General features: G+C 68.5%; 26 protein-coding genes. 16 read left to right on the top strand and 10 right to left on the bottom strand.

The features are described 5' to 3' along the window. Positions 1–81: 81 nt before the first annotated feature. The 3 genes from R8G01_07165 to R8G01_07155 all read right to left on the bottom strand — a co-directional run bounded on the left by R8G01_07165 (position 82) and on the right by R8G01_07155 (position 2,557). Positions 82–1,458, bottom strand: coding sequence for an HNH endonuclease (locus R8G01_07165; GenBank protein MDW3213756.1), 1,377 nt, complete (start codon positions 1,456–1,458; stop codon positions 82–84). A 156-nt stretch (positions 1,459–1,614) separates the two neighbouring features. Further along, positions 1,615–1,953: a hypothetical protein gene (locus R8G01_07160; GenBank protein MDW3213755.1), complete on the bottom strand. Its 339-nt coding sequence runs from the start codon at positions 1,951–1,953 to the stop codon at positions 1,615–1,617. A 7-nt stretch (positions 1,954–1,960) separates the two neighbouring features. Beyond that, positions 1,961–2,557 carry a GNAT family N-acetyltransferase gene (locus tag R8G01_07155; GenBank protein ID MDW3213754.1) on the bottom strand — a complete coding sequence of 199 codons (597 nt, stop codon included), beginning with the start codon at positions 2,555–2,557 and terminating at the stop codon, positions 1,961–1,963. A 120-nt stretch (positions 2,558–2,677) separates the two neighbouring features. On the opposite strand from R8G01_07155, the gene R8G01_07150 reads away from it, so the two are divergent. From R8G01_07150 to recG, 3 genes are read left to right on the top strand one after another with little or no spacing between them, the layout of a single operon-like run. Then, positions 2,678–3,433 carry a DUF6226 family protein gene (locus tag R8G01_07150; GenBank protein MDW3213753.1) on the top strand — a complete coding sequence of 252 codons (756 nt, stop codon included), beginning with the start codon at positions 2,678–2,680 and terminating at the stop codon, positions 3,431–3,433. Positions 3,434–3,443: 10 nt separating this feature from the next. Next, a complete protein-coding gene (locus tag R8G01_07145) occupies positions 3,444–5,126 on the top strand; it encodes a DAK2 domain-containing protein (protein MDW3213752.1) in 1,683 nt (560 codons plus the stop codon). A 10-nt stretch (positions 5,127–5,136) separates the two neighbouring features. Further along, positions 5,137–7,275 (top strand): ATP-dependent DNA helicase RecG, encoded by a 2,139-nt coding sequence (recG, locus tag R8G01_07140; GenBank protein MDW3213751.1) that lies wholly within the window; start codon positions 5,137–5,139, stop codon positions 7,273–7,275. A gap of 70 nt (positions 7,276–7,345) precedes the next feature. Here the strand turns inward: recG and R8G01_07135 are convergent, their stop codons facing one another. Both R8G01_07135 and R8G01_07130 read right to left on the bottom strand, forming a co-directional pair. Continuing rightward, on the bottom strand, positions 7,346–8,314 hold the full coding sequence (locus R8G01_07135) for a hypothetical protein (protein ID MDW3213750.1): 969 nt from the start codon (positions 8,312–8,314) through the stop codon (positions 7,346–7,348). Between the two features lie 99 nt (positions 8,315–8,413). Beyond that, positions 8,414–9,331 (bottom strand): hypothetical protein, encoded by a 918-nt coding sequence (locus tag R8G01_07130; GenBank protein MDW3213749.1) that lies wholly within the window; start codon positions 9,329–9,331, stop codon positions 8,414–8,416. A 207-nt stretch (positions 9,332–9,538) separates the two neighbouring features. On the opposite strand from R8G01_07130, the gene nth reads away from it, so the two are divergent. Beyond that, positions 9,539–10,183: an endonuclease III gene (gene nth / locus R8G01_07125; GenBank protein MDW3213748.1), complete on the top strand. Its 645-nt coding sequence runs from the start codon at positions 9,539–9,541 to the stop codon at positions 10,181–10,183. Between the two features lie 144 nt (positions 10,184–10,327). On the opposite strand, the gene R8G01_07120 is transcribed toward nth, so the two are convergent. Beyond that, a complete protein-coding gene (locus R8G01_07120) occupies positions 10,328–11,215 on the bottom strand; it encodes a CHRD domain-containing protein (protein ID MDW3213747.1) in 888 nt (295 codons plus the stop codon). 89 nt (positions 11,216–11,304) lie between these two features. Next, complete coding sequence (locus R8G01_07115; protein MDW3213746.1) at positions 11,305–11,499, bottom strand: hypothetical protein; 195 nt, start codon at positions 11,497–11,499, stop codon at positions 11,305–11,307. A 43-nt stretch (positions 11,500–11,542) separates the two neighbouring features. Here R8G01_07115 and rsmD point away from each other — a divergent pair, with 43 nt between their 5' ends. The 6 genes from rsmD to plsX all read left to right on the top strand — a co-directional run bounded on the left by rsmD (position 11,543) and on the right by plsX (position 15,098). Further along, positions 11,543–12,094, top strand: a complete 552-nt coding sequence (rsmD, locus tag R8G01_07110; GenBank protein MDW3213745.1) for a 16S rRNA (guanine(966)-N(2))-methyltransferase RsmD — start codon at positions 11,543–11,545, stop codon at positions 12,092–12,094. Between the two features lie 13 nt (positions 12,095–12,107). Beyond that, positions 12,108–12,614, top strand: coding sequence for a pantetheine-phosphate adenylyltransferase (coaD, locus tag R8G01_07105; GenBank protein ID MDW3213744.1), 507 nt, complete (start codon positions 12,108–12,110; stop codon positions 12,612–12,614). Beyond that, positions 12,611–13,234: a hypothetical protein gene (locus R8G01_07100; protein ID MDW3213743.1), complete on the top strand. Its 624-nt coding sequence runs from the start codon at positions 12,611–12,613 to the stop codon at positions 13,232–13,234. The genes coaD and R8G01_07100 overlap by 4 nt, the downstream gene beginning before the upstream one ends. Positions 13,235–13,240: 6 nt before the next feature. Beyond that, the gene (locus tag R8G01_07095; GenBank protein MDW3213742.1) at positions 13,241–13,753 is read left to right on the top strand and encodes a DUF177 domain-containing protein; all 513 of its coding nucleotides are present in this window, start codon (positions 13,241–13,243) and stop codon (positions 13,751–13,753) included. 119 nt (positions 13,754–13,872) lie between these two features. Then, positions 13,873–14,052: a 50S ribosomal protein L32 gene (gene rpmF, locus R8G01_07090; GenBank protein ID MDW3213741.1), complete on the top strand. Its 180-nt coding sequence runs from the start codon at positions 13,873–13,875 to the stop codon at positions 14,050–14,052. A 20-nt stretch (positions 14,053–14,072) separates the two neighbouring features. Further along, on the top strand, positions 14,073–15,098 hold the full coding sequence (plsX, locus tag R8G01_07085) for a phosphate acyltransferase PlsX (GenBank protein MDW3213740.1): 1,026 nt from the start codon (positions 14,073–14,075) through the stop codon (positions 15,096–15,098). 20 nt (positions 15,099–15,118) lie between these two features. Here the strand turns inward: plsX and R8G01_07080 are convergent, their stop codons facing one another. Continuing rightward, positions 15,119–16,714, bottom strand: coding sequence for a bifunctional NAD(P)/FAD-dependent oxidoreductase/class I SAM-dependent methyltransferase (locus R8G01_07080; protein MDW3213739.1), 1,596 nt, complete (start codon positions 16,712–16,714; stop codon positions 15,119–15,121). 91 nt (positions 16,715–16,805) lie between these two features. On the opposite strand from R8G01_07080, the gene R8G01_07075 reads away from it, so the two are divergent. The 3 genes from R8G01_07075 to R8G01_07065 all read left to right on the top strand — a co-directional run bounded on the left by R8G01_07075 (position 16,806) and on the right by R8G01_07065 (position 20,095). Next, complete coding sequence (locus tag R8G01_07075) at positions 16,806–17,375, top strand: XRE family transcriptional regulator (protein ID MDW3213738.1); 570 nt, start codon at positions 16,806–16,808, stop codon at positions 17,373–17,375. An 87-nt stretch (positions 17,376–17,462) separates the two neighbouring features. Beyond that, positions 17,463–17,948, top strand: coding sequence for a sigma factor-like helix-turn-helix DNA-binding protein (locus R8G01_07070; protein ID MDW3213737.1), 486 nt, complete (start codon positions 17,463–17,465; stop codon positions 17,946–17,948). Then, entirely contained in the window at positions 17,945–20,095 is a 2,151-nt protein-coding gene (locus R8G01_07065) for a hypothetical protein (GenBank protein ID MDW3213736.1), read from the top strand. Before R8G01_07070 ends, R8G01_07065 begins: the two co-directional genes overlap by 4 nt. A gap of 20 nt (positions 20,096–20,115) precedes the next feature. Here the strand turns inward: R8G01_07065 and R8G01_07060 are convergent, their stop codons facing one another. Continuing rightward, complete coding sequence (locus R8G01_07060) at positions 20,116–20,529, bottom strand: CBS domain-containing protein (protein MDW3213735.1); 414 nt, start codon at positions 20,527–20,529, stop codon at positions 20,116–20,118. Between the two features lie 72 nt (positions 20,530–20,601). Beyond that, complete coding sequence (locus R8G01_07055) at positions 20,602–21,276, bottom strand: Pr6Pr family membrane protein (protein MDW3213734.1); 675 nt, start codon at positions 21,274–21,276, stop codon at positions 20,602–20,604. 80 nt (positions 21,277–21,356) lie between these two features. On the opposite strand from R8G01_07055, the gene R8G01_07050 reads away from it, so the two are divergent. From R8G01_07050 to mutM, 3 genes are read left to right on the top strand one after another with little or no spacing between them, the layout of a single operon-like run. After that, on the top strand, positions 21,357–21,650 hold the full coding sequence (locus R8G01_07050) for a phosphopantetheine-binding protein (GenBank protein MDW3213733.1): 294 nt from the start codon (positions 21,357–21,359) through the stop codon (positions 21,648–21,650). Positions 21,651–21,653: 3 nt separating this feature from the next. Then, positions 21,654–22,349, top strand: a complete 696-nt coding sequence (gene rnc / locus R8G01_07045; GenBank protein MDW3213732.1) for a ribonuclease III — start codon at positions 21,654–21,656, stop codon at positions 22,347–22,349. Further along, positions 22,342–23,178, top strand: coding sequence for a bifunctional DNA-formamidopyrimidine glycosylase/DNA-(apurinic or apyrimidinic site) lyase (gene mutM / locus R8G01_07040; GenBank protein MDW3213731.1), 837 nt, complete (start codon positions 22,342–22,344; stop codon positions 23,176–23,178). The genes rnc and mutM overlap by 8 nt, the downstream gene beginning before the upstream one ends. Positions 23,179–23,305: the final 127 nt, after the last annotated feature.

The raw sequence follows: 23,305 nt of genomic DNA, 5'->3' as shown, positions 1-23,305 counted from the left end.
TCCGGCGGCTCGAGGGCAGCCGGACAACCCGGCCGGCGTCGGGCCGGTCGGGTCGTGGTTCGGGTCCTCGGAACGGCCACCTCAGAGGAGGCTCGTCTGTCCGTCCGGTGCCGGTCTGTTTCCGGTCGGCTCGCCGGGTTCGCGGCCACCGTCGCCGACGGGTTCGTCGTGGGTGGCGGCAGGGGGTGGCCGGCCGGGCGGTCGCTCGCACCGGTCGGCCGAGGCCCTGGCCGGTGGCCCGGCCCGTGGCGTCATCGTGCGATCGGGGCCGGCGTCGGTGAGCCAGACGCTGCCGTCGGGCCGGAGCCAGGTGACCGCACGGTCGTTGGCGATCTCGAGGCTCCACCGACCCTCGTGGACGAGGTGGTGATGCGTCTCGCACAACGGCAGCAGATTCGAGAGCACCGTCTTGCCGCCCTTGGTCCACCACGTCACGTGGTGCATGCGGCACGCGGTGAACGACACCGCGCAGTGCGGATGAGCGCACGACGAGTACATCGCCTCGAGCATCCGACGTTGACGGCGATCGGCCGTCCGCTGCTCGGCGCACAGCCGATCGACGGTGCCGTCGGGTCGTACGACGACCGCTTGGATGATCGCCTCGCAGCAGAGTCGTTGGACCGTCGCCACGGGAAGCCCAGTGCCGTCGGCGGTTTCGGCGAGCGTGTCGGCGTGGCGGCCATGGCACAGCGACCGGTGGTCGACGTGGGCGACGATCTCGGGGATCCGCTGAGCGCCCGCCGTCGCGTCGACCGATGCGAGCACGGCCTCGACCTGGAGCTGGGCGAACGGCCGATCGGCGTTGGCAGGATCGTGCCGCAAGCGAGCCAGGTGGTGGTCGATCACGTTCCACAGCGACGCGTCTCGGATCGGGTCGAGCGACAGCATCGTGTTCTTCATGCCCGTGTCGCGATCGGTCCACCGCTTCACGCACGAGGCGGCGCGTTGCCGGTCGAGCTCTTCGGCGGCGTCGTCGGGGCGGTGCTGGTTGCGGATCGCGTCGATACGCCCCTTGACCGTCCGGTCGAACAGCGCCGGTGGCTGGTCGGTGGCGTCGGCGATCAGCTCGTCGGTGATCGCCGCGAGATCGGAGCGCTCTTCGTCGGTCAGCGACTTCGTGTGGTGTGCCAGTGCATCGAGGTGGGCCCCGGTCACGGCGCCGGAGGCCAGTGCGTCCTCGAACTCGGGCAGGTCGCCGCACACCCGGTCGCGGCCGTCGGTGTGCTTGGCGTCGGAGCCGGTGCACCGCCCCTCGTCGATCAGGGTGTGGGCCGACGACGTGTCGCCCTCGGCGGCGAGCTGCCGGCCACGTCGGGCGATCTGCACCTTGGCGTGATCGACGAACGACTGCAGCCGAGCCACCGCCCGCCCGGCGTCGGACAGCTCGGCATGGCCGGCGACCGACAGGTCGGTCTGGACCAGCGCCTCCACCGCCGTGCGCACCTCTGCGTCGTTCATGCCCCCATCATGATGAAGGGGTGTGACAGAGTTTCGAACTGACGTTCGATGTTGCCGGGGTCTTGCCGCCATTCGCCATGCCGGCACGAGGCCACGCCGGTACAGCAGGTCGACACAGCAGGTGGCCCAGGGCCGTGCCACATGGAGGGCTGATCGTCAGCGTTGCCCGTTCGTGAAGAACAGACCCAGCCTCGGACCGTCGTCGGCCCAGCGCCGGGACAGCACGAGTCGCCGTTCCGGATCGGCCCACGTCAAGACGTCGATCGCCGAACCGTGTTGGTCGACGAGGTTCATGCCGTCCTCCCGGATGTCGATGTGCACGCGGGCGCCGAGCAGGTACAGCAGCACTGGGTTGGTGTCGAGCGCTTCGGAGAACCGGGCGCTGGGCGGCCGACGGATGTCTCGTATCGAGAACCCGATCAGCAAAGCGTTCGGTCGGTAGCGCGGCAGTTCGCCGCGCCCGAAGCTCAGGTCGCCGGGCAGGATGGCGAGCAACCCGGTCTCAGGCGTAGGCGTACGACGTGTACATGTCGCGGTCGCGGGCGTAGGTGAAGCGACGCGTCAGGCCCAGCGACTCGATCGTCGCGATCTGGTGGTCGAGATGCTCGTTCGTCATGATCACGAATCGCACCAGTGGCCAATCGTCGCGGAGCCACCCGAGGACCGCCTCGAGGAGGAGGCGTTCGAATCCGTCGTCCCACGTCGAGGCGCGCACCCAGAACGCAACCGTCGCGTCGACCGACGACAGATCGGTGCCGTCGACCGACGTCACGACCGCGGTCCGGTACAGGCGATCGTCGTTGGGCAGGAGGTAGATGCAGCCGAGGCACTCGGTCTCGTCGGCGTTCATGACGGTGTACGTGTAGCGGGTCCCGTCGCGGTGCGCCGCGTCCATTTTCCGGAGGTCCTCGAGGTTGTCGTCCACCGAGAAGTCATCGGGTGGGTACGGCGGGTCCTGCTCCCAGTGGTAGAGGAACGTGCGCGTCGACATCACGGCCTCGTGGTCGAGCACCACGTCGCCGGGTACCAGCGGCCGAACGACGAACCCCGGACGGGCGAATCCGTCCGCTGGTTCGATCCCTCGGTCCCGGAAGCCCATGACGGCATGCTCTCATCCCGTGTCGGTGCGGGCATCGGGCGTTTCGTCCGGTGTGAGAGCGGACGGTCGACGCGGAAACCCGACGCGAGCCGGCCGGATCGGCGCGTCACGATGGACCAGATGGACATGACCGATCTGGTGGCCGAGGTGGAGGCGGCGTTCACGCGCTCGGCCACCGGGCTGGAGCGCTGGGACGATCCGCACCCGCCGCCCGACCGGACCGTGGCCGACGACGAGTACTCGCGACTGACGAACCCGGCGAAGTGGCGGATCATCGGCGCCCGCGCCGACGCCTGGATCGATGCCCTGGTCGGGCTCGGTCTCGCGACCGTCGATCGAGACGCCGCACCTCGGTGGGTCGAGCAGCCCGCGACCGCGGTCACCCGGATGGGTCTCGTCACGCCTTCGGTCGGTGGCGGGCTCTCGCTGGTCGTGTGCCGGAGTCGGATCGAGGACGTTCCCGACGCCGGGGTCACGCTCGGCGTGGGCGACCCGGCGGTCCGGATCGCCTTCATCCCCGACTGCGGCTGCGACGCGTGCGACAGCGGTTCGCAGGACGTCATCGACCACCTGGACTCCTACCTGCGCCCGATCGTGACGGGCGAGTTCCGTCACCTGTGGCGGGGTCGGCAGTCGATCACGGTGCTCGACGACGGTCGGCGTCAGGCGCGCAACATCGGAATGGGGGAGCTGCCCGCCGGGATCCGGTTCTCCGTCGCCCCGTCGAACCGTCGGTTCCTCGACCCGGGCCCGGCGCCACGTCGCCGCCGTCGAACCAGGGAGGTCGTCGACGAGATCCTCGCCGACCCGTCCGGGTGGAACGAACGTTCCGGGCCGTCGTGGCTCGCCGGACCGCCCGGTGACATGCGCCACTAACCTGTGGCCCGTGCCAACTCTCGAACGGCTGGATGTCCACGCCCTCCGCGACGTGATGACGACGTTCCGCGACACCGTGCGCCAACACGCTGCCGGCCTGAACAAGCTCAACGTCTACCCGGTGCCCGACGGCGACACCGGCACCAACATGTCACGCACGCTCGACGCGGTCGTCGCCGAGATGGAGACCGCCGACGCAGACGACCTCGCTGCGACCTGCGATGCGATCAGTCACGGTTCGCTCATGGGTGCCCGCGGCAACAGCGGCGTGATCCTCAGCCAGATCCTGCGCGGGTTGGCCTCCACCCTCAAGGAGCAGGCGGAGGGTTCGGGTCAGAAGGTCGCCGATGCGTTGACCGCGGCGTCGGCCGGGGCCTACCAGGCGGTGCTGAAGCCGATCGAGGGGACGATCCTCACGGTGGTGCGCGAGAGCGCCGAGGCCGCCAAGGCGGCATCCGCCGACGACGCCTCGCTCATCGACACCGTGCGAGCCGCTCGCGCCGCCGGCAAGGCGGCGCTCGACAACACGCCGGAACTGCTCCCCGTGCTCAAGGACGCCGGCGTGGTCGACGCCGGCGGCGCCGGCTACCTGCTCTTCCTCGACTCGGCGCTGCACATCATCGACGGCGAGCCGCTGCCGGAACCCGACGAGTCCGACGGCCCGTCGAGCGAGCAGCTCGAGGCGGTCGCGGCGCGTTCGTCGGGCGCCGACGGCGAGCTCGACGTGAGCGAGCAGCGCTACGAGGTGATGTACTTCATGGACCTGCTCGACGACCGGATCGACGACTTCAAGCAGGGGTGGGGAGCGATCGGTGACTCGATCGTCGTCGTCGGGGGCGACGGCATCTGGAACTGTCACGTGCACACCAACGACATCGGCGCCGCCATCGAGGTCGCCCTCGAACTCGACGGGCGTCCCAAGCAGATCCGCGTCACCGACCTGTTCGAAGAGGTCGCCGAGGAGCATGCCAACCGCGAAGCGGCGATCACCGGTGACCACGTCCCGACCCGCGCCGGAGCCGGTTTGCCACGGGTCACCACCGCCGTGGTGGCGGTGTGCAGTGGCGACGGCCTCGCCGAGCTGTTCCACAACCTCGGTGTGCAGGGCATCGTCGCCGGTGGTCAGACGCTCAACCCGTCCACAGCCGAGCTCCTCGACGTGGTCGAGCACGTCAACGCCGACAGTGTCGTGATCCTGCCGAACAACAAGAACATCATCCCGGTCGCTGAACAGATCGCGGGCCTGACCTCGAAGTCGGTCGGTGTCGTCCCGACGCGCACGATGCCCGAGGCGCTCGCGGCGCTCGTCGTCTACGACCCCGAGGCCGAGTGCGAGGTCAACGTCGACGAGATGCGCGAGGCCGCTGAGTCCGTGGCGACGGGCGAGGTCACGCAGGCCGTGCGCGACTCGAAGAGCGACGCCGGCGCGATCGCGACCGGCGACTGGATCGGCATCGTCAAGGGCGACGGCATCGTCGCGGTCGGCGACGACGTGGGTTCGACGTCTCGCTCGCTGCTCGAGTTGCTGCTCGGCGACGACGGTGAGCTCCTGACGGTGATCACGGGCGCCGACGCCGACCGTTCGGTCACCGCCGACCTCGAGGCCTGGCTCGACGACGAGCACGCCGACGTGCAGGTCGAAGTGCATTACGGCGGTCAGCCGCTCTACCCATACCTGTTCGGCGTCGAGTAGAAACGTCGGCGTGCACGAACGCCCACCGATCACGTTCCGCGACTGGCAGGCGATCGACGTCGGTCAGCTCAAGGGTGTCGGTGAGAAGAAGCATGCGTCGTTGGCGGCGGTCGGCGTCGACACGGTGCTCGACCTGGTCACGACGTATCCGCGCCGTTGGGTCGACCGCACCAACGAGGCCCGCATCGCCGACCTCGTGCCCGGTGAGGAAGCGCTCGTGCTCGTCACCGTCCGTTCGGTGACCAAGCGCACGACCCGCAACCGACGCACGATGGTCAACGTCAACGTGGGGGATGGGTCCGGGCGGATGGACCTCGTGTTCTTCAACCAGCCGTGGCGCGAGCGGCAGCTCAAAGAGGGCCTCCAGGTCGCCCTGTTCGGCAAGCCCGACACGTACCGCGGTGGTCTGCAGATGGCGAACCCGATCGTCGACCTGATCGGCGATCGCACCGGCAAGATCGTGCCGATCTACCCACAGAGCGAGAAGGCGCAGCTCAACACCTGGGAACTCGCCGGGTGGATCGAAGAGGCGCTGCGCCGATCCCAGGAGCGAGGCATCGCCGACCCGGTCCCGGCCGAGGTCGTCCGGCGGTTGTCGCTCATCGACCGGGGTGCGGCGCTGTGGTCGATCCACGGACCCGAGTCGATCCGCGAGAAGGAGCAGGCCCGCCGCCGGCTCGCGTTCGACGAGCTGCTGCGGGTCCAGCTCTCGCTCGTGTTGCGCAAGCGTGAACTCGAGCGTTCCTCGCAAGGCCTGTCGCACGACATCGGCGGCGAGCTGGTCCGTCGCTTCCACGACGCGCTCCCGTATCCGCTCACGACGGCGCAGGCCCGTGCGATCGGCGAGATCGAGGCCGACCTCGCCTCGCCGCACCCGATGCACCGCCTCCTGCAGGGCGACGTCGGTGCCGGCAAGACCGTCGTCGCCGTGTCGACCCTGCTCGCCGCGGTGCAGGGCGGCCACCAGGGTGCCCTCATGGCGCCGACCGAGGTACTGGCCGAACAGCACGCGACCGGTGTCCGCGAGATGCTGGGCGACCTCAAGGTGCCGGACCCCGGCAACCTGTTCGGCGACCGGCCGCTACGGGTCGAGTTGCTCACCAACCGAGTGACCGGCAGCGAGCGCAAGGACGTGCTCGCCGGCCTCGCCGACGGCACGGTCGATATCGCGATCGGCACCCACGCGCTGATCCAGGAGAGCGTCGACTTCGCCAGTCTCGGAGCGGTCGTCGTCGACGAGCAGCACCGTTTCGGTGTCGAGCAGCGGGCGGCGCTGCGCGACAAGTCGGCCGGTCACGTGCCCGACGTGCTCGTGATGACGGCCACCCCGATCCCGCGCACGGCGGCGATGACGGTCTACGGCGACCTCGACGTGAGCGTGCTCGACGAGTTGCCGCCGGGCCGCACGCCGATCGTCACCAAGTGGGCGAACGGTCCGCTGCTCGAGGTCGAGGTGTGGGCCGACGTACGCCATGAAGTGGGGGAGGGGCGTCAGGCCTACGTCGTGTGCCCGCTGATCGACGAGAGCGAGAAGCTCGAGGTGGCGTCGGCCGAGGAGACGTTCGAACGGCTCGTGCACCAGGAGCTCCAGGGCCTGCGCATCGGTCTTCTGCACGGCCGTCTGTCGTCGGCGGAGAAGCAGGAGACGATGGACCGGTTCCGCGAGGGCGACCTCGACGTGCTCGTGGCCACCACCGTGATCGAGGTCGGCGTCGACGTGCCGAACGCCACCATGATGGTGATCCTCGACGCCGACCGGTTCGGTATCGCCCAGCTCCATCAGTTGCGTGGACGCGTCGGTCGCGGCCGGCACGCCTCGACGTGTTGGCTCGTCACCCAGGAGCACGACCCGGCCGACGGCGGCAACCCGCGAGTCGAGGCGTTGGTTGCCTCGACCGACGGTTTCGAGCTGGCCGAGGTCGACCTCGACCTGCGCGGCGAGGGCACGCTGATGTCCACCGCGCAGAAGGGCCGAAGCGACCTGAAGCTCGCCTCCCTGCGGAGGGATCGGGAGTTGGTGGCGCTCGCCCGCGAGGCCGCGTTCGAGATCGTCGACGCCGACCCCGGCCTGGCGAACCACCCGATTCTGCTCGACGAGCTCGACCTCATCTTCACCGAAGAAGACGAAGGCTTCCTCGCCAAGAGTTGAACTCGTTCATGTCGCGCTCAGTCCCGTATCGGGGACTGAGCGACACGAACGAGTGGTGTGGATGACTGGATCAGTCGTAGTACACGGCCGCGCTGTGGATTCCGACGTCGGTGCTCGAACATGTCGACCCGTCAGAGAAGACTCCGAAGGTCATGCTGTCGCCCGGCTCGAACTGACCTGTGATCGCGAGCTGCAAGGTGTCGATGTCGCGGAACACCGCGTCGAGTGAGACCGTTCCACTGCCGGTGAGTTGGGCCGGTGTCACCGACGCTCCGGTCGATGGGCGCATCGCGTAGAGGTAGTTGCTCGTCAAGGTGACCGTGCAGCTCACTTGGGGCGAGAAGTCCAATTTCATGACATTCAGCACGAGTGTGAGATCGCCTCCGGTGTAGTCCGGGGGAACGACCAGGCTGGCGTCGAACCTCAGCGGTCCACCGATCGGCACATTGGCCTCCCGGCCGCCGGCGTCCTTCATCGTGTTGATGTTCACGAACTTCCGCTTCTGGATCGCAGCGTCGACTTCGGATTCGGTGTAGTAGCGGTCGTCGTGGTCGTGGTCGACGTAGTAGCCGTTGATGTCGGCGAGCACGTGGACGCTGCCGGCCAGGTTGTACACGCTGAACTCCCCGTCCCCGTTGAGTGCGGAGATGACCCCGTTCGGAACGGCCGGCGCGCCGGGGACCGGGTTCATGCTCGATGCCTCGGGTCGTGCCTCGCCGGCCGCCCAGACGGTGAGGAACGTCGGCGCGGCGGCGTCGGTCGACGTCATGTTCATCGAGACCGCCGTGGCGTCGGCGGGGATGCCGGTGCAGTCGCCGTTGTTCCCGGTGGCCTCGACGGTGTGGACGTCGCCCGGCCCGAGCGGGGCACTCCGGTCACCCACCTGGAAGTCCGGTCGTGTGTCGAACAACCGGCACGGCGTGATCGGCACGAACGTGACCGCGTCGGCCGGATCGGTCGCCGAGACGAGCCCGATGCCCCCGGCGCCGAGCGTGATGGCCACCGCAGCGCCGAACGCGGCCCAGCGAGTTCTGATCATCGACATGGTTTCCCCGATCTCGCCGATCGACCCGTGCCGCCCGGCCGGTCCAAGATTGGCACATCCGGACGACGACGTTCGGCGAATACCGCCGGCGGACTATGGGAAGTACTGAGCGATGATCCGCGACACGACGAGCACGTTCGCGCTCGAACGCTCTCGACACAGGAGTTCGAACGTCAGGTCGCCCGCCGCGTCGACTTCGACGACCCGCACGATCGAGAGGTCGGTCTCGCTCCGGTCGGAACCGGTCGCCCCGTCGTCGTTCCACACCTCGTACTGCGACCGGTACGAGGCGTCGAACACGCCGTCGTCGCTGAGGGAGCACTCGACATCCGGATGGAGGCCACCGGACATGATCGCGGAATAGTTGCCGGACACGGTCACCAGCAACTGGCCAGGGCCCGGCGCGGTGACCGTGAGTGTGTTGGCGAGATCGGGGTCGTCGAACAGTCCTGCTTCGACACGGATCGTCGACGGGTCACTCTCGACGGCGAACGGTCGGATCGAGATCTGGTCGACCTGGTTCTTGGTGTAGTAGCGGTCGTCGTGGTCGTGGTCGGTGTAGTAGCCGTTGATGTCGGCGATGACCTGGACGTTGCCTTGCAGGTTGTACAGGTCGAACTGGCCGGCGCTGATGCCGGTGGTCACGGCGTTGGGTGTCGGTGGCGCTCCGGGGACGGGGTTGAGGCTCGATGCATCAGGTTGTGGTTCGCCGGTGGCCCACACGGTGAGAAAGGTGGGGAGGGTCGCGTCGAGGGCGGTGACGTTGAGCGACACGCCGGTCGCTGTGGTCGGGATCCCCGAACAATCGCCGGTGTTGCCGGTCGTGGTGTTGACGGTGTAGACCTCGCCCGGCCCGACGGGAGAGGTCTTCGGCCCGACGTTGAATTCGGTGCGGGTGTCCATGACCCTGCACGGCGTGATCGGCACGAAGGCGACGGCGTCGCCGGGGTTCGTGGCCGAGACGAGGCCGATGCCTCCGGCCCCGAGTGTGATGGCGACAGCGGCGCCCACCGCTGCCCAACGAGATCGAATACCCGACATTGTTCCTCCTGGGTCGCGCCGATCGACTTCGTGTCGCCAGCCGGGCCAGGCTGGCACACCCGGCGACGGTGTCCGGTGGATGCCGGAGCCGAGTCGTGATCGACGTCCGCGGCAGATTGCACGCCGGCTCGCCGAACGGTGGTCTCGATGCCGCACCCCCGCCGTAGGTTGTTCGCCATGCGCCGCCAGGACAAAGCCGACCGCATCGGGGAGATCCTCGACGAGATCTATCCGGAGGTGCCGATCCCGCTCGATCACACCGACCCGTACACGCTGCTCGTCGCGGTCGCGCTGTCGGCGCAGACCACCGACAAGAAGGTCAACCAGATCACGCCCGAGCTGTTCCGGGTCGCCGGCACACCCGAGAAGATGGCGTCCCTCGACCCGGATCGGATCCTCGAGCTGATCCGCGAGGTCGGCCTGGCTCCCACCAAGGCGAAGAACCTGTGGACGGCCGCCAATCAGATCATCGACGCCGGGGGAGAGGTGCTGCCCGACTGGGAGTTCCTCGAATCGTTGGCCGGGGTCGGTCACAAGACGGCGAGCGTCGTGATGTCGCAGGCGTTCGGCGTGCCGGCCTTCCCGGTCGACACCCACATCCACCGTCTCGCCGCCAGGTGGGGGCTCTCCAACGGCACCACCGTCGAGCGCACCGAGCGCGACCTGAAAGCGGTGTTCCCGCGTGAAACGTGGAACGACCGTCACCTCCAGATTATCTTCTTCGGCCGTGAGTACTGCCCGGCGCTGCGACACGACCTCCGGGGGTGCCCGATCTGCGGCTGGGCGGCCACCAAGAAGCGGATCACCGCCGAGACACGCTGACGCGGCACACCCGGTCGGACACGAGGCCCGACCGGGTGTGATGTGGCGACCGAACGAACGATCGTCCGCTCGTCGGTGACTACTCGTCGGTGATCACTACTCGTCGGTGATCACTACTCGTCGGTGATCACTACTCGTCGGTGATCAGTAGTAGAAGCCGATCACGTCGACGATGAAGTGGGTTCCGGCGGCACCGGCGAGCACGTTGATCGAACCGGACGAGTCGACGGCGACCTGCGTGGTCACGGCGACGGACAGGCCGTCGGTCGAGTAGTTCAAGCTGCTCGTCAGTGGCTCCGGGCTGTCGGCGCTGAAGATCGACAGGAACCCGGGACCGGCGGTCTCGGTGGCGGTCAGGGTCACGATGGCAGCCGTGGCGCCCGGCGGTACGGCGATGGCGACGTTCTCGTCACCGTCGACACCCTCGGCCAGGCTGACCATGCGGGTCTCACCCGAGGCCAGCGCCGCGGCCGTCTCGTTGCGGGAGTCGTACGCACGGAGCGAGGTCGGCAGGAAGTGTGCCGATCCGGCTGCGTCGGGTCCGTCGGCGAGCTGGCCGCGGATCGCGCCGTCGGGGAACTCGCTGTTGTGGACATTGACGTAGAACCCGGCGGGTCCGGCGACGATGCGGTTGGCGAGATCGACGTCGAGGTCGGTGCACCCGGTGTGCGACGTCGCTCCGGGCGTGCCCAGGTCGACGACGACGGGGCCGTTCGAACCGGCGGCCTCCTCGTGGATGTGTGCTGCCGACGGGTCGGCGATGTCCCTGTACGACAGATCCCAACACGCCTCGGCCTCGGTGTCGCTGAGCACGGCGATCGACACGGTGGCGGCGCCCGAACCGTCGGGGTCGCCACTGTCGGCCGGTACTTCGTTGGCGCCGGAGAGCTGCGCGATGTACGGATTCTCCGCTGCCTGCATGGCGCTCAGACTGCCGGACTCGCGTCGGGCGTTGCCCATGGCGATCGACGGGATCGCGATGACGCTCGCAACCGCTGCGAATGCGCCGATGGTGGTGGTTCGTCGGTTCATGAATTTCCTCCTCGAGGGCTCGCAGGATGCGAGCCGGTCCCGAGGGGGGTGCCCGTTCCGGGCGCGAACTATGCGTCAGTCCGAGAAGTTCACGGTCGGGCTTCGTCGCCGCGCGCAGCGTCGTCGTCGTCCTCGAGCACGAGGTCCCACCGGTCGAGGCAGTCTTCGCAGCGGTAGGCGACCATGTCGCCCTCGAGCCACACGCCGTCTTCGCGAGGTGGTGTGAGCAGGAAGCACCGGCCGCCACAGTCGATGCACGTGATCTGAGCTGCGGGTTCGAGCATGTGTCCAGTATGCCCACGCCCGAGCCTCCCGTAGCCTGCGGGGATGCGAGTCGTTTCGGGTGAACTGCGTGGACGTCGGATCGAAGCGCCTCCGGGCACCGACACACGGCCCACGACCGACAAGGTGCGTGAGGCGACCTTCAACGCGCTGGGCAGCCTCGACGTCGTCCGCGACGCGCTCGTGGTCGACCTGTACGCCGGCAGCGGTGCGCTCGGCATCGAGGCGCTGTCGCGTGGGGCCGCCCACTGCACGTTCATCGAACGCGATCGCACGGCGCTCCGGACGTTGCGCGACAACATCGAATCGCTCGATCTGGGCGATCGTGCGCGGGTTGTTCCCGGCGACGCGATGGTGCTCGGCCGCGGTATCGAGGCCGATCTCGTGCTCGCCGATCCGCCCTACGGGTTCGACCAGTGGCCGGACCTGCTCGAGCGAACGGCGGCTCCGTTCGTCGTGGCCGAGTCGGGTCGGGAACTCCCGCCGATCGACGGCTGGGTGACCCAGCGAGCTAAGCGCTACGGCCGGAGCTGGGTGACGTTCTTCGAGCGGGCCGACGACCCGGGCATCATCCCACCGGGCGATTCACAGCAGTAGCGTGTTCTCACCCATGGCAACGGTGCTGATCCCCGGCAGTTTCGATCCACTCCACCTCGGCCACATCGACGTCGTCGATCAGGCGGTGGATCTGTTCGGCGATGTCGTCGTCGGGGTCCTGGTCAACTTCGAGAAACCATCCGGCCTGTTCTCGCCCGATGAGCGCCTCGCGCTGGCCGAGGCCAGCCTCGCGGGCCGACCGGCGGTCCGGGTCCGGACGTTCGGTGGCCTCGCGGTGCAGGCTGCCGCCGAGGTCGGTGCCGATTTCATGGTGAAGGGTCTCCGGAACCCCAACGACTTCGACATCGAGCAGCAGATGGCGCACATGAACCATTCGGTCACCGGCATCCGGACCGTGTTCCTGCCCTGCCGCAGCGCGCTCGGGTACGTGTCGAGCCGGTTCATCCGCGAGATCGCCGCCCACGGCGAAGACATCAGTCATCTGGTGGCCGCACCCGTTGCCGATGCGCTCGCCGATAGATTCGCCCCTCCCGCCGATCGAGCGAGGCAGAACCCATGAGCTACGACGACCGATACGACGACCACTACGACGAGCCCGAGGCGTACGAGGAGATCGACGACGAGTACCCGGACCCCAACGAGGGCACCGGCTACGTCGGCGACGCCGAGACCTGGCTGCGTCGCTCCATCGACATCGTCGCCAACGCGCCCACCATGCCGCTGTCGTCGTCGCCCCGCATCGACCGTGACGAGGTCGTCGAACTGCTCGACCGGGCGCTCGCGAGCATGCCCGACGAACTCCGGCAGGCCCGCTGGATGCTCAAGGAGCGCCAGGAGTTCGTCAACAAGACGCGGCGCGAGGCCAACGAGATGCTCGAAGCCGCTCGCGTGCAGGCCGAGCGCATGGTGCAGCGCACCGAGGTCGTCCGCGCCGCCGAATCGCGCGCCCGTCAGGTCATCGAAACCGCCGAGTCCGATTCCCGCCGCCTCAAACTCGAGACCGAGGACTTCCTCGACCAGCGCCTCGCGAGCTTCGAGATCCTGCTCGACAAGCTCGGCAAGACGGTCGGAGCCGGCCGCCAGAAGCTGTCGATCGGCAACGCGAGCGAAGCACTCTCCATGGACGAGATCGAAGATGCCGACGACCCCACCAAGGGGTTCTTCGACCAGGATCGCTGAGCCGTCATGCCCGCCAACCCCCTGCACGCGTTGCGCGTCAATGCGCGCGAACTCCTGCGTGTGCCGGGCTCGTCCCGGCGGATCGACGAGCAGGTCGACGCGTCCGACCTGGGGGTGCCCGATCCACGGATCACCGGTCCGATCGGCGTCGCGCTCGACGCGGTGTCGAGCATCGACGGCATCGTCGTCAGCGGCGACATCACGATCCCGTGGACCACATCGTGTCGACGGTGCCTCACCGACGTGACCGGCACCGCGATCGTCGACGTCGACGAGATCTACCAGGACGATGTCTCCGACGACGAGGCCTTCCCGATCGAAGGCGACCAGATCGATCTGGCGCCCCCGGTCCGCGAGTACGTGCTCATCGAGCTGCCCGACGGTCCGCTGTGCCGCGAAGACTGCGGCGGGATCTGTCCGGTGTGTGGGATCGACCGCAACCGAGCGACCTGTGAATGCGACACCACGGTGCGCGACGACCGCTGGGCGGCGCTCGACGACCTGCGTCTCGACGAGTAGGGCGCGAACTTCTCGATTGTCGGCGACGTTCGTTCTGCGGCCAAGCGCCGATAGTCTGGCGCAGCCGTTCGTGCGATCGTACGAACTCGTTTTGATCTCTCGATAGCTGGAGTCCCATCGTGGCTGTTCCCAAGAAGAAGAAGTCGAAGTCGAAGAGCCGTAGCACCCGGGCGTCCGCCTGGAAGCTCGATGCTCCGTCCCGCAGCCTCTGCCCCCGCTGCGGCAACGCCAAGTTGCCGCACGTGGTGTGTCCGTCCTGTGGCACGTACAAGGGCCGCGTCGTCATCGACGTCGGCTGACCCGGAGCACGTCGCTGAGCATGTTGCCCATTGCGGTCGACGCAATGGGTGGCGACCACGCCCCCGACGCGATCGTCGCCGGGGCGCGAGCCGCCGCTGCATCCGGTACGCCCGTCGTTCTCGTCGGGCCTGCCGACCTCGCTGAACGCGTCGACATCGGCGATCTGCCGATGATCGTCGCGTCCGAGGTGATCGAGATGGACGAAGACGGCGGTAAGGCCGTCCGTCGCAAGAAGGACTCCACCCTCGTCCGCGCGGCCGAAGCCGTGCGCGACGGCGAGGCCTCGGCCATGATCTCGGCCGGCAACACGGGCGCCACGATGGCATCCGCGCTGTTGCGAATGGGTCGCATCAAGGGCGTCAAGCGTCCGGCGATCGCCACGATCATCCCGGTGCCCGACGGCGCACCGACCGTGCTGCTCGACGCGGGAGCCAACGCCGAGGTCCAGGCCGAGTTGCTCGTGCAATTCGCCCAGATGGGCTCGATCTTCTCCCGGCATCGTTTCGGTCTCGATTCGCCGAAGATCGGGCTGTTGTCGATCGGCGAGGAGCCCGGCAAGGGCGACACCCTCCGCAAGGAGGCGTACCCGCTGCTCGTCGAGGCCGCCGAGGCCGGTGCCATGAACTTCATCGGCAACGTCGAGGGTCGTGACGTCATGTCCGACACCGCCGACGTGATCGTCACCGACGGGTTCACCGGCAACGTCGTGCTCAAGACGCTCGAGGGCGGCTTGAAGACGATCGTCAACGCACTGCTCGGCGCGTTCGGTTCCGACCCGTCGTACAAGCCGCACGCCGACGCACTCATGCCGGCGCTGCTCCCGCTGTACGAGATGCTCGACCCCGAGACCTACGGTGGCGCGATGCTGCTCGGCGTCGACGGCGTCTGCATCATCTCGCACGGTTCGTCGAGCGAACGGGCGATCGTCAACGCGATCAGTGTCGCCCGTGAGATGGTCGAGGCCGACGTGGTCGGCGAGATCACCACGGCGATCCGCCCGCCGGCCGACGAGACCGCCGACGGTCTCGACGCCGACGGCGGCTGAGTCGCCCGCCCCGCCCCCGGTCAGCTGCTGATCCGACGCGCTCGGAGCACGACGTCGTCGACGTGGTGTGACGCAGCAGCGTGCCCGGGAGGACGACTCCGCCGCTCGTGCACCTCGATGAGCCAGCCCGACGCATCGACGATCACCGCGGCGACGTCGTCGACGGTGACGTAGGCGTCGGCGTCGTACATCCGGCTGTGCCGGCTCGTGTCGACCGGACGCCGCATCGGTTCGAGGTCGTGTCCGACGACGAGCAACGTCCCGCCGGGAGCGACCGCGCCGAGGATGTTGTCGATCGCCCGACCATCCGGTGTCAGGGGGATCGAGGCGTAGTGGGCGGTCACGAGGTCGAACGTGTCGCCACCGAACGGGGCGAGGCCATTCGCGTCGGCGTGGCGACACTCGACGAGCACACCCCGACGGGCCGCCTCGGCGGCGACCTGGTCGAGCCCGTGCTGCGAGATGTCCGACGCGGTGACCTGCCAGCCCTGACCATCGAGCCAGAGCGCGTCGCCGCCCTCGCCGGCGCCGATGTCGAGCGCTCGCCCCGGGGCCATGCCGGTCACCTCGTGGACGAGTGAGCCGTTGGCGTTCCCGCTCCACATCCGCTCACCGCCGTAGCGTCGATCCCAGTCGGCCTGGTTCGCCGTTGGCCGACGGGCGGCGGCGAGGTCGTCCTCGACCAGGCTGAAGCCGATCATGGCGCCGACCCAACTGCCGTTGGCCGCTGCCGCGAGCACCTGCTGACTGGGGTCGGTGACGTTCCCGGCGGCGTAGAGCCCCGGCACCGACGTCAGCCCGGCCGGCGACGTCTCGACGAACTCCCCGAGTCGGGAGACGTGCATCGCCGGCACGATGCCGATCGACGCGAACACGTCGGCCCGGGGTCGGAACCGCGGGCCGACGGCCACGGCGTCTGCCTCGATTCGCTCGCCGCCGACGAGCTGGACCGATGCGAGGCGGCCGTCGTCGCCGGTCACGATGCGCTCGACACGTTCTGCGACGACCCGAACGCCCGCCGCCCGCAGCGGTGCGAGCTCGGGCGCGTCGGGGGCGACCTCGGCGTGTAGCACGACGGTCAGCCGGTCGGTGAGGTGGTGGTACAGGCCGGCGGTGTGCAGCCCCATCGGGTGCGTCACGATCTGGACGATGCGTCGGTCGCGCACCTCGTAGCCGTGGCAGAACGGGCAGTGGATCACGTCGCGGCCCCAGTGTTCGGCGAGCCCGTCGATGTCGGGCAGCTCGTCGATCAGGCCGGTCGCCGCCAGGACCCGGCGGGCGATCACCGCGTGGCCGCCCGTGAGCTCTACCCGGAAGTCTCCGTCGGGCAGCCGGGTGACGTCGGTCGCGCGTGCCGGGAGGACCTCGACGCCGTAGCTGCGGACCTCCTCACGGGTGATCGCCGCGAACTCCGCCGGCGGGATGCCCTCGTGGCCGAGGTAGCTGTGCATGTGGTCGGCGGGGGCGTTGCGCGGCTCGCCGGCGTCGATCACGATCACCGACCGGCGCTGTCGACCCAGTTGGAGGGCGGCCGCGAGTCCGGCCGCCGACCCGCCGACGACGGCGACGTCGCAGACCCGCTCGACGGACCGGCTGTGTGAGGTGTGGGTGCTCATGTCGGCGACGTTAGAGTGATTTCCAACGTTTGCAAGAGCACTTGCAGTATTCGCAAGATGCAGCTGCATGCGCCCCGAACGAGGAGGACCCATGGCCGAGACCACCGACATCGAGCAGGTCGTGCGCACGAGATTGCGCAGTCTGCGTACCACGCTGGGTCTGTCGCTCGACGAGGTCGCGCACCGGACCCATCTGAGCGCGTCGACGATCAGCCGGATCGAGACCGGGAACCGCACGATCAGCCTCGACGTGCTCATCCCCCTCGCGCGTGCGCTCCAGATCGATCTCGACGCGCTGCTCGACGACGACGGCGATCACGACGTCGTGATCCGCCCCTCACCCAACGCCGTCGGCCAGGGCATCACCACGTGGATGCTCAGCCGCCCGACCGGCAACACGATCGCGATGAAGATGCGGCTCGAGCCCCGGACGGATCCGCCCGAGCAGCGGGTGCACACCGGCCACGACTGGTTCGTGGTCATCGAGGGCCGCGTTCTGCTGTACCTCGGCGACCGTGAGGTGGTGATCGAGACCGGTGAGGCGGCCGAGTTCGGCACGATGACGCCCCATGCGATGACCGCCATCGACCGGCCGGCCGAACTCATCATGATCTGCGACCGCGACGGTCAGCGCGCCCACGTCCACCACGAGTCCGACTGAACGGCACATCGCCGTCCGAGAAACTTTGCTCGAACCGGTAACGAATTGCCGTCGTCGCTCCCTTGACCGGTGATGGACTCAGATGTCATGCAGGTGGACCTCGCGGTCGAACGGGTACGTCGTGTGTACGAAGCCGATCACGCACGCCTCTGGCGCTCGGTGTTCGCCTTGACTGGCTCACGACCGCTGGCCGACGACGCGGTCGCCGAAGCGTTCGCCCAGGCCCTCCGTCGTGGCGACCGGATCGACGACGTGGCGGCGTGGGTGTGGAAGAGCGCCTTCGCGATCGCTCGTGGCGAGCTGAAGCAGCGAGGACGAACGAGCGGCGACCCGCTGGACGACCGGCGATCCGCCGCCGGCGGCGGTGACGACGAGGACATCCAACTCCTCCTGCAACGGCTCTCCGCGCTGTCACACGACGATCGTGAACTGATCGTGCTGTGCCACGTGGGCGGTTGGAAGCCGCGGGAGTTGGCCCCGGTGCTCGGCATCCCTGCCGGCACGTTGCGGGTCAGGCTGCACCGGGCGACCGCCCGGGCACGGGAGATTCTCGAAGGCGAGGACCAGTCATGAGCACGTCCGATCAGAACGACCGACTCGGCCTTGAGCGGTTCGATGCCGTCGACGCCCCCGATCAGTGGGCCGACATCGTCCGCCGCGCCGAGACCGGCGGCAGCGCCGGTTCGAACGTGGTGGCCATGCGCCGCGGTCGCGGCTGGTACCTGGCTGCCGCGGCCTCGTTCGTCGCGCTGGTCGGCGGGCTGGTCGTCGTCACGCAACTCCGCGACGACGACGGCGTCACCCCGATCGATCAACCGGCGACCGACGCCGTCGCCACGGAGTGTGCCGACGCGTCGGACCTCGACGCGATCGTCGATCTCCTGCGCAGCGGTCTGCCGACCTACGACTACCAGCCCGCCGCCGATCTGGAGGAGCTCGTCGCCAGGAACGACGTGCTCGTCCGTGCCGAACTCAGCAGCGCTGTTCGGGCCGACGGCTCGGCGCCCGCCGACCTGGGTGATCTCGGGCTCACCACCGTCACGCTGTCGTCGGCACGCGTGCTCTCCGGCGACCCGTCAGCTGTCGTCGCCTGGTTCGAGACAGCATCGCAGTGGGCGGTTCGCGGAGAAGACGACCCGCTCGCCGATCCGGTCAGGTTCGACGGGCTCGAGGTGATCGCCTTCCTGACGGAGCATGACGGCGTTCCGTCGGGCTGGACACCGGACATCGAGGGATGGTTCGTCGCCTGCGGTGGTGGTCCGGCCAGGGGTGTGATCGAGACGCCGACCTTCCTCGACCTGTCGTCGCTCGACGTGCTGGAGTCGCAGATCACCGGTGTCGAACCCGACAACCCCGACACGACCGAGCCGGCGCCGACCGACACCTCGTCACCGACCACGACGTCGCCGACCGCGCCACCGACCACCGATCCCGACGGCACCGTGCCGGAAGCTGCGGTGGACGACCGTTGGACGCCGACCTGTGTCGATCGAATCGGCAGCGGCGATGCCCCGGCCGCCGATGCCGGCCTCGACCGGTTCGGGCCACTCGGAGCGGTTCCCGGGCTCGACATCGTCCTGCCGGCGTTCCAAGCGAACGACCAGGCTGCGCCCGCGGCCGTGAACGTCGCCGTCGGTCGAGTCGACGGCGGCACCGCCGTGCTGGCCCGGCCGTACGACGGCGAGAACACGAACGCCTACATCCTCTCGGTCGTCGACGACGACGGATCCGTCCGCTGGCGTCGCTGTTTCGACGGCAACTTCGCCGGATCGATGCTGACCGCACCCGGCGCCGACGAGGTGACGATCGGTGAGTACGCGCCCAGCAGCGGTGACGCCGCGCCGACCTGGCACACGTTCGCTCTGGACACGGGACTCGACCGCGACTCGATCGGTGTTCCAGCCGGCCTCGACGCATTCATCGTCGACGGCCCGTTCACGGTGTTCGGCCCGAGCGATGATCGGATCACCACGGCCGACGACCGGTTGGCTGTGCTCGACCTCCGGACCGGGACGATCGCAGAGATCGAGTTCCCACCGAACCTCGGCATCCCGGCGTTCCAGCACGTCTTCGAGGTGATCGACGAGGGGCGTGGAGCGTTCCGGATCCTGCAGCGAATCGACGGACGGCAGTCGGCCGTCCGCGGCGTCTGGATCGACGGCGCCTGGCAGTCCGACGACGCGACGATCCTCGCGTCGATTCCGGTTCGGGCCGTGCCCGCGTTCGACGAGCGGGGCTGGGAGGGCCACAACGCCCTCGGCGAGGTGGTCTGGTCACGGCCCGACCTGCTCGACATCCGCCGGGAAGGGTTCCTCTCCGACGTCAGCGGCGCGGTGACGGTGATGAACGCTTGCCGGGAGCAGTCGGACTCAGGATGCGTCGACGGCAACCTGTTCGGCATCGACTCGGCGACCGGCGAGACGCTCTGGCAGCGGTCGGGCCTGCGGGGTGCCTCGGCGGTCGGCGACGGCTTCGCCATCATCACCAACGACACGAGCGACGGCTGGGAGCTGATCGACACGCTCACCGGTGAGTTGGTCGACGAGTCGCAACAGTGGCCCGGCATCGAGACGTTCGCGCAGGAGTGCTGCGGCGCCGGCGAATTCATCTGGGTCCGCCGCGATGGCGGCGTCGTGTTCGCCGTGAACCAGGACCACGTCCGGGTCTGGTACCCGCAAGGCCGCTCGTCGGTGACGATCAGCGTCGGACTGGCCGACTGACCGGTCGCCGGTCCGTCACCTCAGAGGTCTCGGAGGAAGCGCACGAGGTCGGTGGTCGTCACGATGCCCACCAGCGCGCCGTCGGCTCCGAGCACGAGCACGGAGTGACGCTTGCCATCGGCGAGTGCCTCGGCGGCGTCGTGCACCGTGGCCGACTCGGTCAGCGTGACGAGATCGTCGGACATCGCATCATCGATGGTGAACTGATGATCGAGCATCGAGGTGAGCATTTTGTCGCTCGAGCCTTCGACGTCGTACACGAGTCGGAGAATGTCGGTCGACGACAGCATGCCGACGGGACGATCGTTCTCGAGGACCGGGATGTGGTGGTACGACGCACCCTGGAGGGCGTGGTATGCCTCGGACAGGGGTTGGTCACGGTCGATCGAGACGATCGAGGTGGTCATGACGGTGGAGATGGGCTCGGTGCGCACGACCCGATTCTCACCGGCCCCGACCGCCGCGTGCAACTGGCGGCCCGGCATCTCGGCGCCGCGTGTTGACGATCAGCCGGCGGCGATCGACGCGACGCGTCGGCGGGCGATCCAGGCGAGGCCGAGGCCGAGGCCGACCACGGCGGCCGTCAGGACCAGCGTCGTGATGATCACGACCGGCCAGCTTCCGGCGGCGTGCTCGACGTCCTCGCGTGGGTCGAGGAACGGATACGGATACCAGTCGACGATGTTGCCGCGGATCACCGTGTATGTCAGCCAGGCGACCGGGAACGACAGCCACCAGAGCACCGTGCGACGATCGGGAGCCGGCGCCGGGGGATTGGTCACCCAATCGGCGATCGCCCAGATCGGCACGATGATGTGCAGCACGGCGTTCACCCAGTCGAGCTGCGTGCTGACGTCGGCCGCGATCGGCGCCAGCAGGACGGCGTAGATGATGCCCGTCATCGTCATGTAGAGCGTGGCGGCACCGCGGCATCGGCGAGCCACCCGGCCGATCGGTGACGAGCGGTCGAACTCGAGCCCCACGAACACCAGCGCCGCCAGGATGTTGCTGTCGATCGTGAAGAAGCTGAAGAAGTTGACCGTTCGCAAGAGGTCGTTGTCGGCGAGGAACTGGAGTTGGGCGGCGATCGCGGCGACGACCGCCATCGAGACAGCGAGCCGCACGATCGACCTCAGCTCGGGCCGTATCAGCGAGGTGCCCGTCGGTTCCTGCTCGTTCATCGGGGGTGACCATAGCCCTGCGGCCGCATCGGTGAGAGCGTTCCCCACCCGCCCCGGCGGCGGCCGGGTAACCTGATGGGGTGCCTGCAGAAACTCATGTGAACCAGGGCCCGATCGAGCGCGACGAGATCTTCGAGATCGTCCGCGACCGTCTGGCCGACATCCTCGAGATCGACCCGTCGACCATCTCCGAGGGACAGTCCTTCGCCGACGACCTCGAAGCCGACTCGCTCGCGCTGATCGAACTCGTCGAGTCGCTCGAAGAAGAGCTCAGCGACCGCACGGTCGGGTTCCGCATCGAGGACGAAGACCTCGAAGACCTCAAGACGGTGCGCGATGCCGTCGACTACGTCCACGAACGCACGGGCAGCTGATACGTGAGTCTCGCTGCGCTGGAACAGCGCTTGGGTCACGAGTTCAACGACCCCGAATTGCTCCGGCGGGCGATGTGCCACCGATCATGGGTGGCCGAGTCCGGCGACCTCCACAGCAACGAACGGCTCGAGTTCCTCGGTGACGCCGTCCTCGGCTGGGTCATCGCCGATCTGGTCTTCCGGCAGTACGCCGACCTCGCCGAAGGAGCGTTGACCGACCTGCGCAAGAGCGTGGTCAACGCACACGCGCTCGCCGAGGTCGCGCTCGAACTCGACCTCGGCGCACATCTGCTCCTCGGGCGCGGCGAAGACGCAGCCGGGGGACGCAAGAAGGTCTCGATCCTGTCCGATGCGATGGAGGCCGTGCTCGGCGCGGTGTACCTCGACGCGGGGACCGAGGCGGCGTTCGAGCTGGTGCGCCGGTTGTTCGTGCCGCGACTCGACGCCGCCATCGACACCCTCGACACCCTCGACTACAAGTCGGCACTCCAAGAACGGCTCGCCCACGAAGGACGGATGCCGCCCGACTACAAGGTGCGATCGACCGGCCCCGATCACGACAAGCGGTTTTTCGCCCGGGTGCTCGTCGCGAAGGAGCTGATCGGCGAGGGCGAAGGTCGCTCCAAGAAGGCGGCCGAGCAGGCGGCCGCGAGCGCGGCGTTCGAGTCGCTCCTCGCTGCTGCCGACCGCGATGCCTGAACTCCCCGAGGTCGAGACCGTACGACGCGGGCTCGAACGTTTCGCCGTCGGCCGCCGGGTGAACGGCGTCGACGTGGGCCGCGAACGCACCGTGCGACGCACGTCGCGCGAAGCGGTGATCCACGGGTTGACCGGCACCACGATCATCGCCGCCAACCGACGCGGCAAGTACCTGCTGCTGCCGCTCGATTCGGGCGACGAGGTGATGATCCACCTCCGGATGAGCGGTCAGGTGCTGGTCGCAGCGGCCGGCACCGAACGTCCGGCACACACCCACGTCGTGATGCACCTCGACGACGGCAACGAACTGTGGTTCGTCGATCCCCGCACGTTCGGTGAGGTCGTGGTGTTCGACCCGACCAACGTCGCCGTCGAGATCCCCGATCTCGCCCGACTCGGTCCCGATCCGATCTCCGATGGGTTGACGCTGCGTGACCTCCGGCAGGTGCTGCGTTCCCGCCGGCGCCTGCTGAAACCGCTGCTGCTCGACCAGCACGTCATCGCCGGCATCGGCAACATCTATGCCGACGAGATCCTCCACGAGGCCCGGCTCCGGCCCGACCGGATCTCCGACGAACTGTCGCTCACGTCCGAGCGGCGACTCCACGCCGCCATCCACCGCATCCTCGACGAGGCGATCGCCGCCGGAGGTTCGACGCTCGGCGACGCCCAGTACGTCGATCTGCTGGGTGAGCGCGGCTCGTACCAGGACGCGCATCACGTGTACGGGCGCGCCGGCGAACGTTGCCGCACCTGCGGCGTGGGTTGGATCCGCCAGACCGTCTCCGCTCAGCGGTCCACCCACTTCTGCCCCCGCTGCCAGCGCTGACCCGCTCAGCGGGCTTGTTGCGCGGCTCTCTGGTGCACGCCTCGGTGACGCGGTTCGAGCATGTGGGTGGTGGAGTGGGGTGGTCCGGCGGTTCGGGGAGCGATGTCGACGCTCGGGGGGATCTCGC

It is taken from the genome of Ilumatobacteraceae bacterium, from assembly GCA_033344875.1.
GTDB lineage: Bacteria > Actinomycetota > Acidimicrobiia > Acidimicrobiales > Ilumatobacteraceae > Ilumatobacter.
Note: the sequence above shows the minus strand (reverse complement) of the source record. Positions and strands in the feature narration are given on the sequence as shown.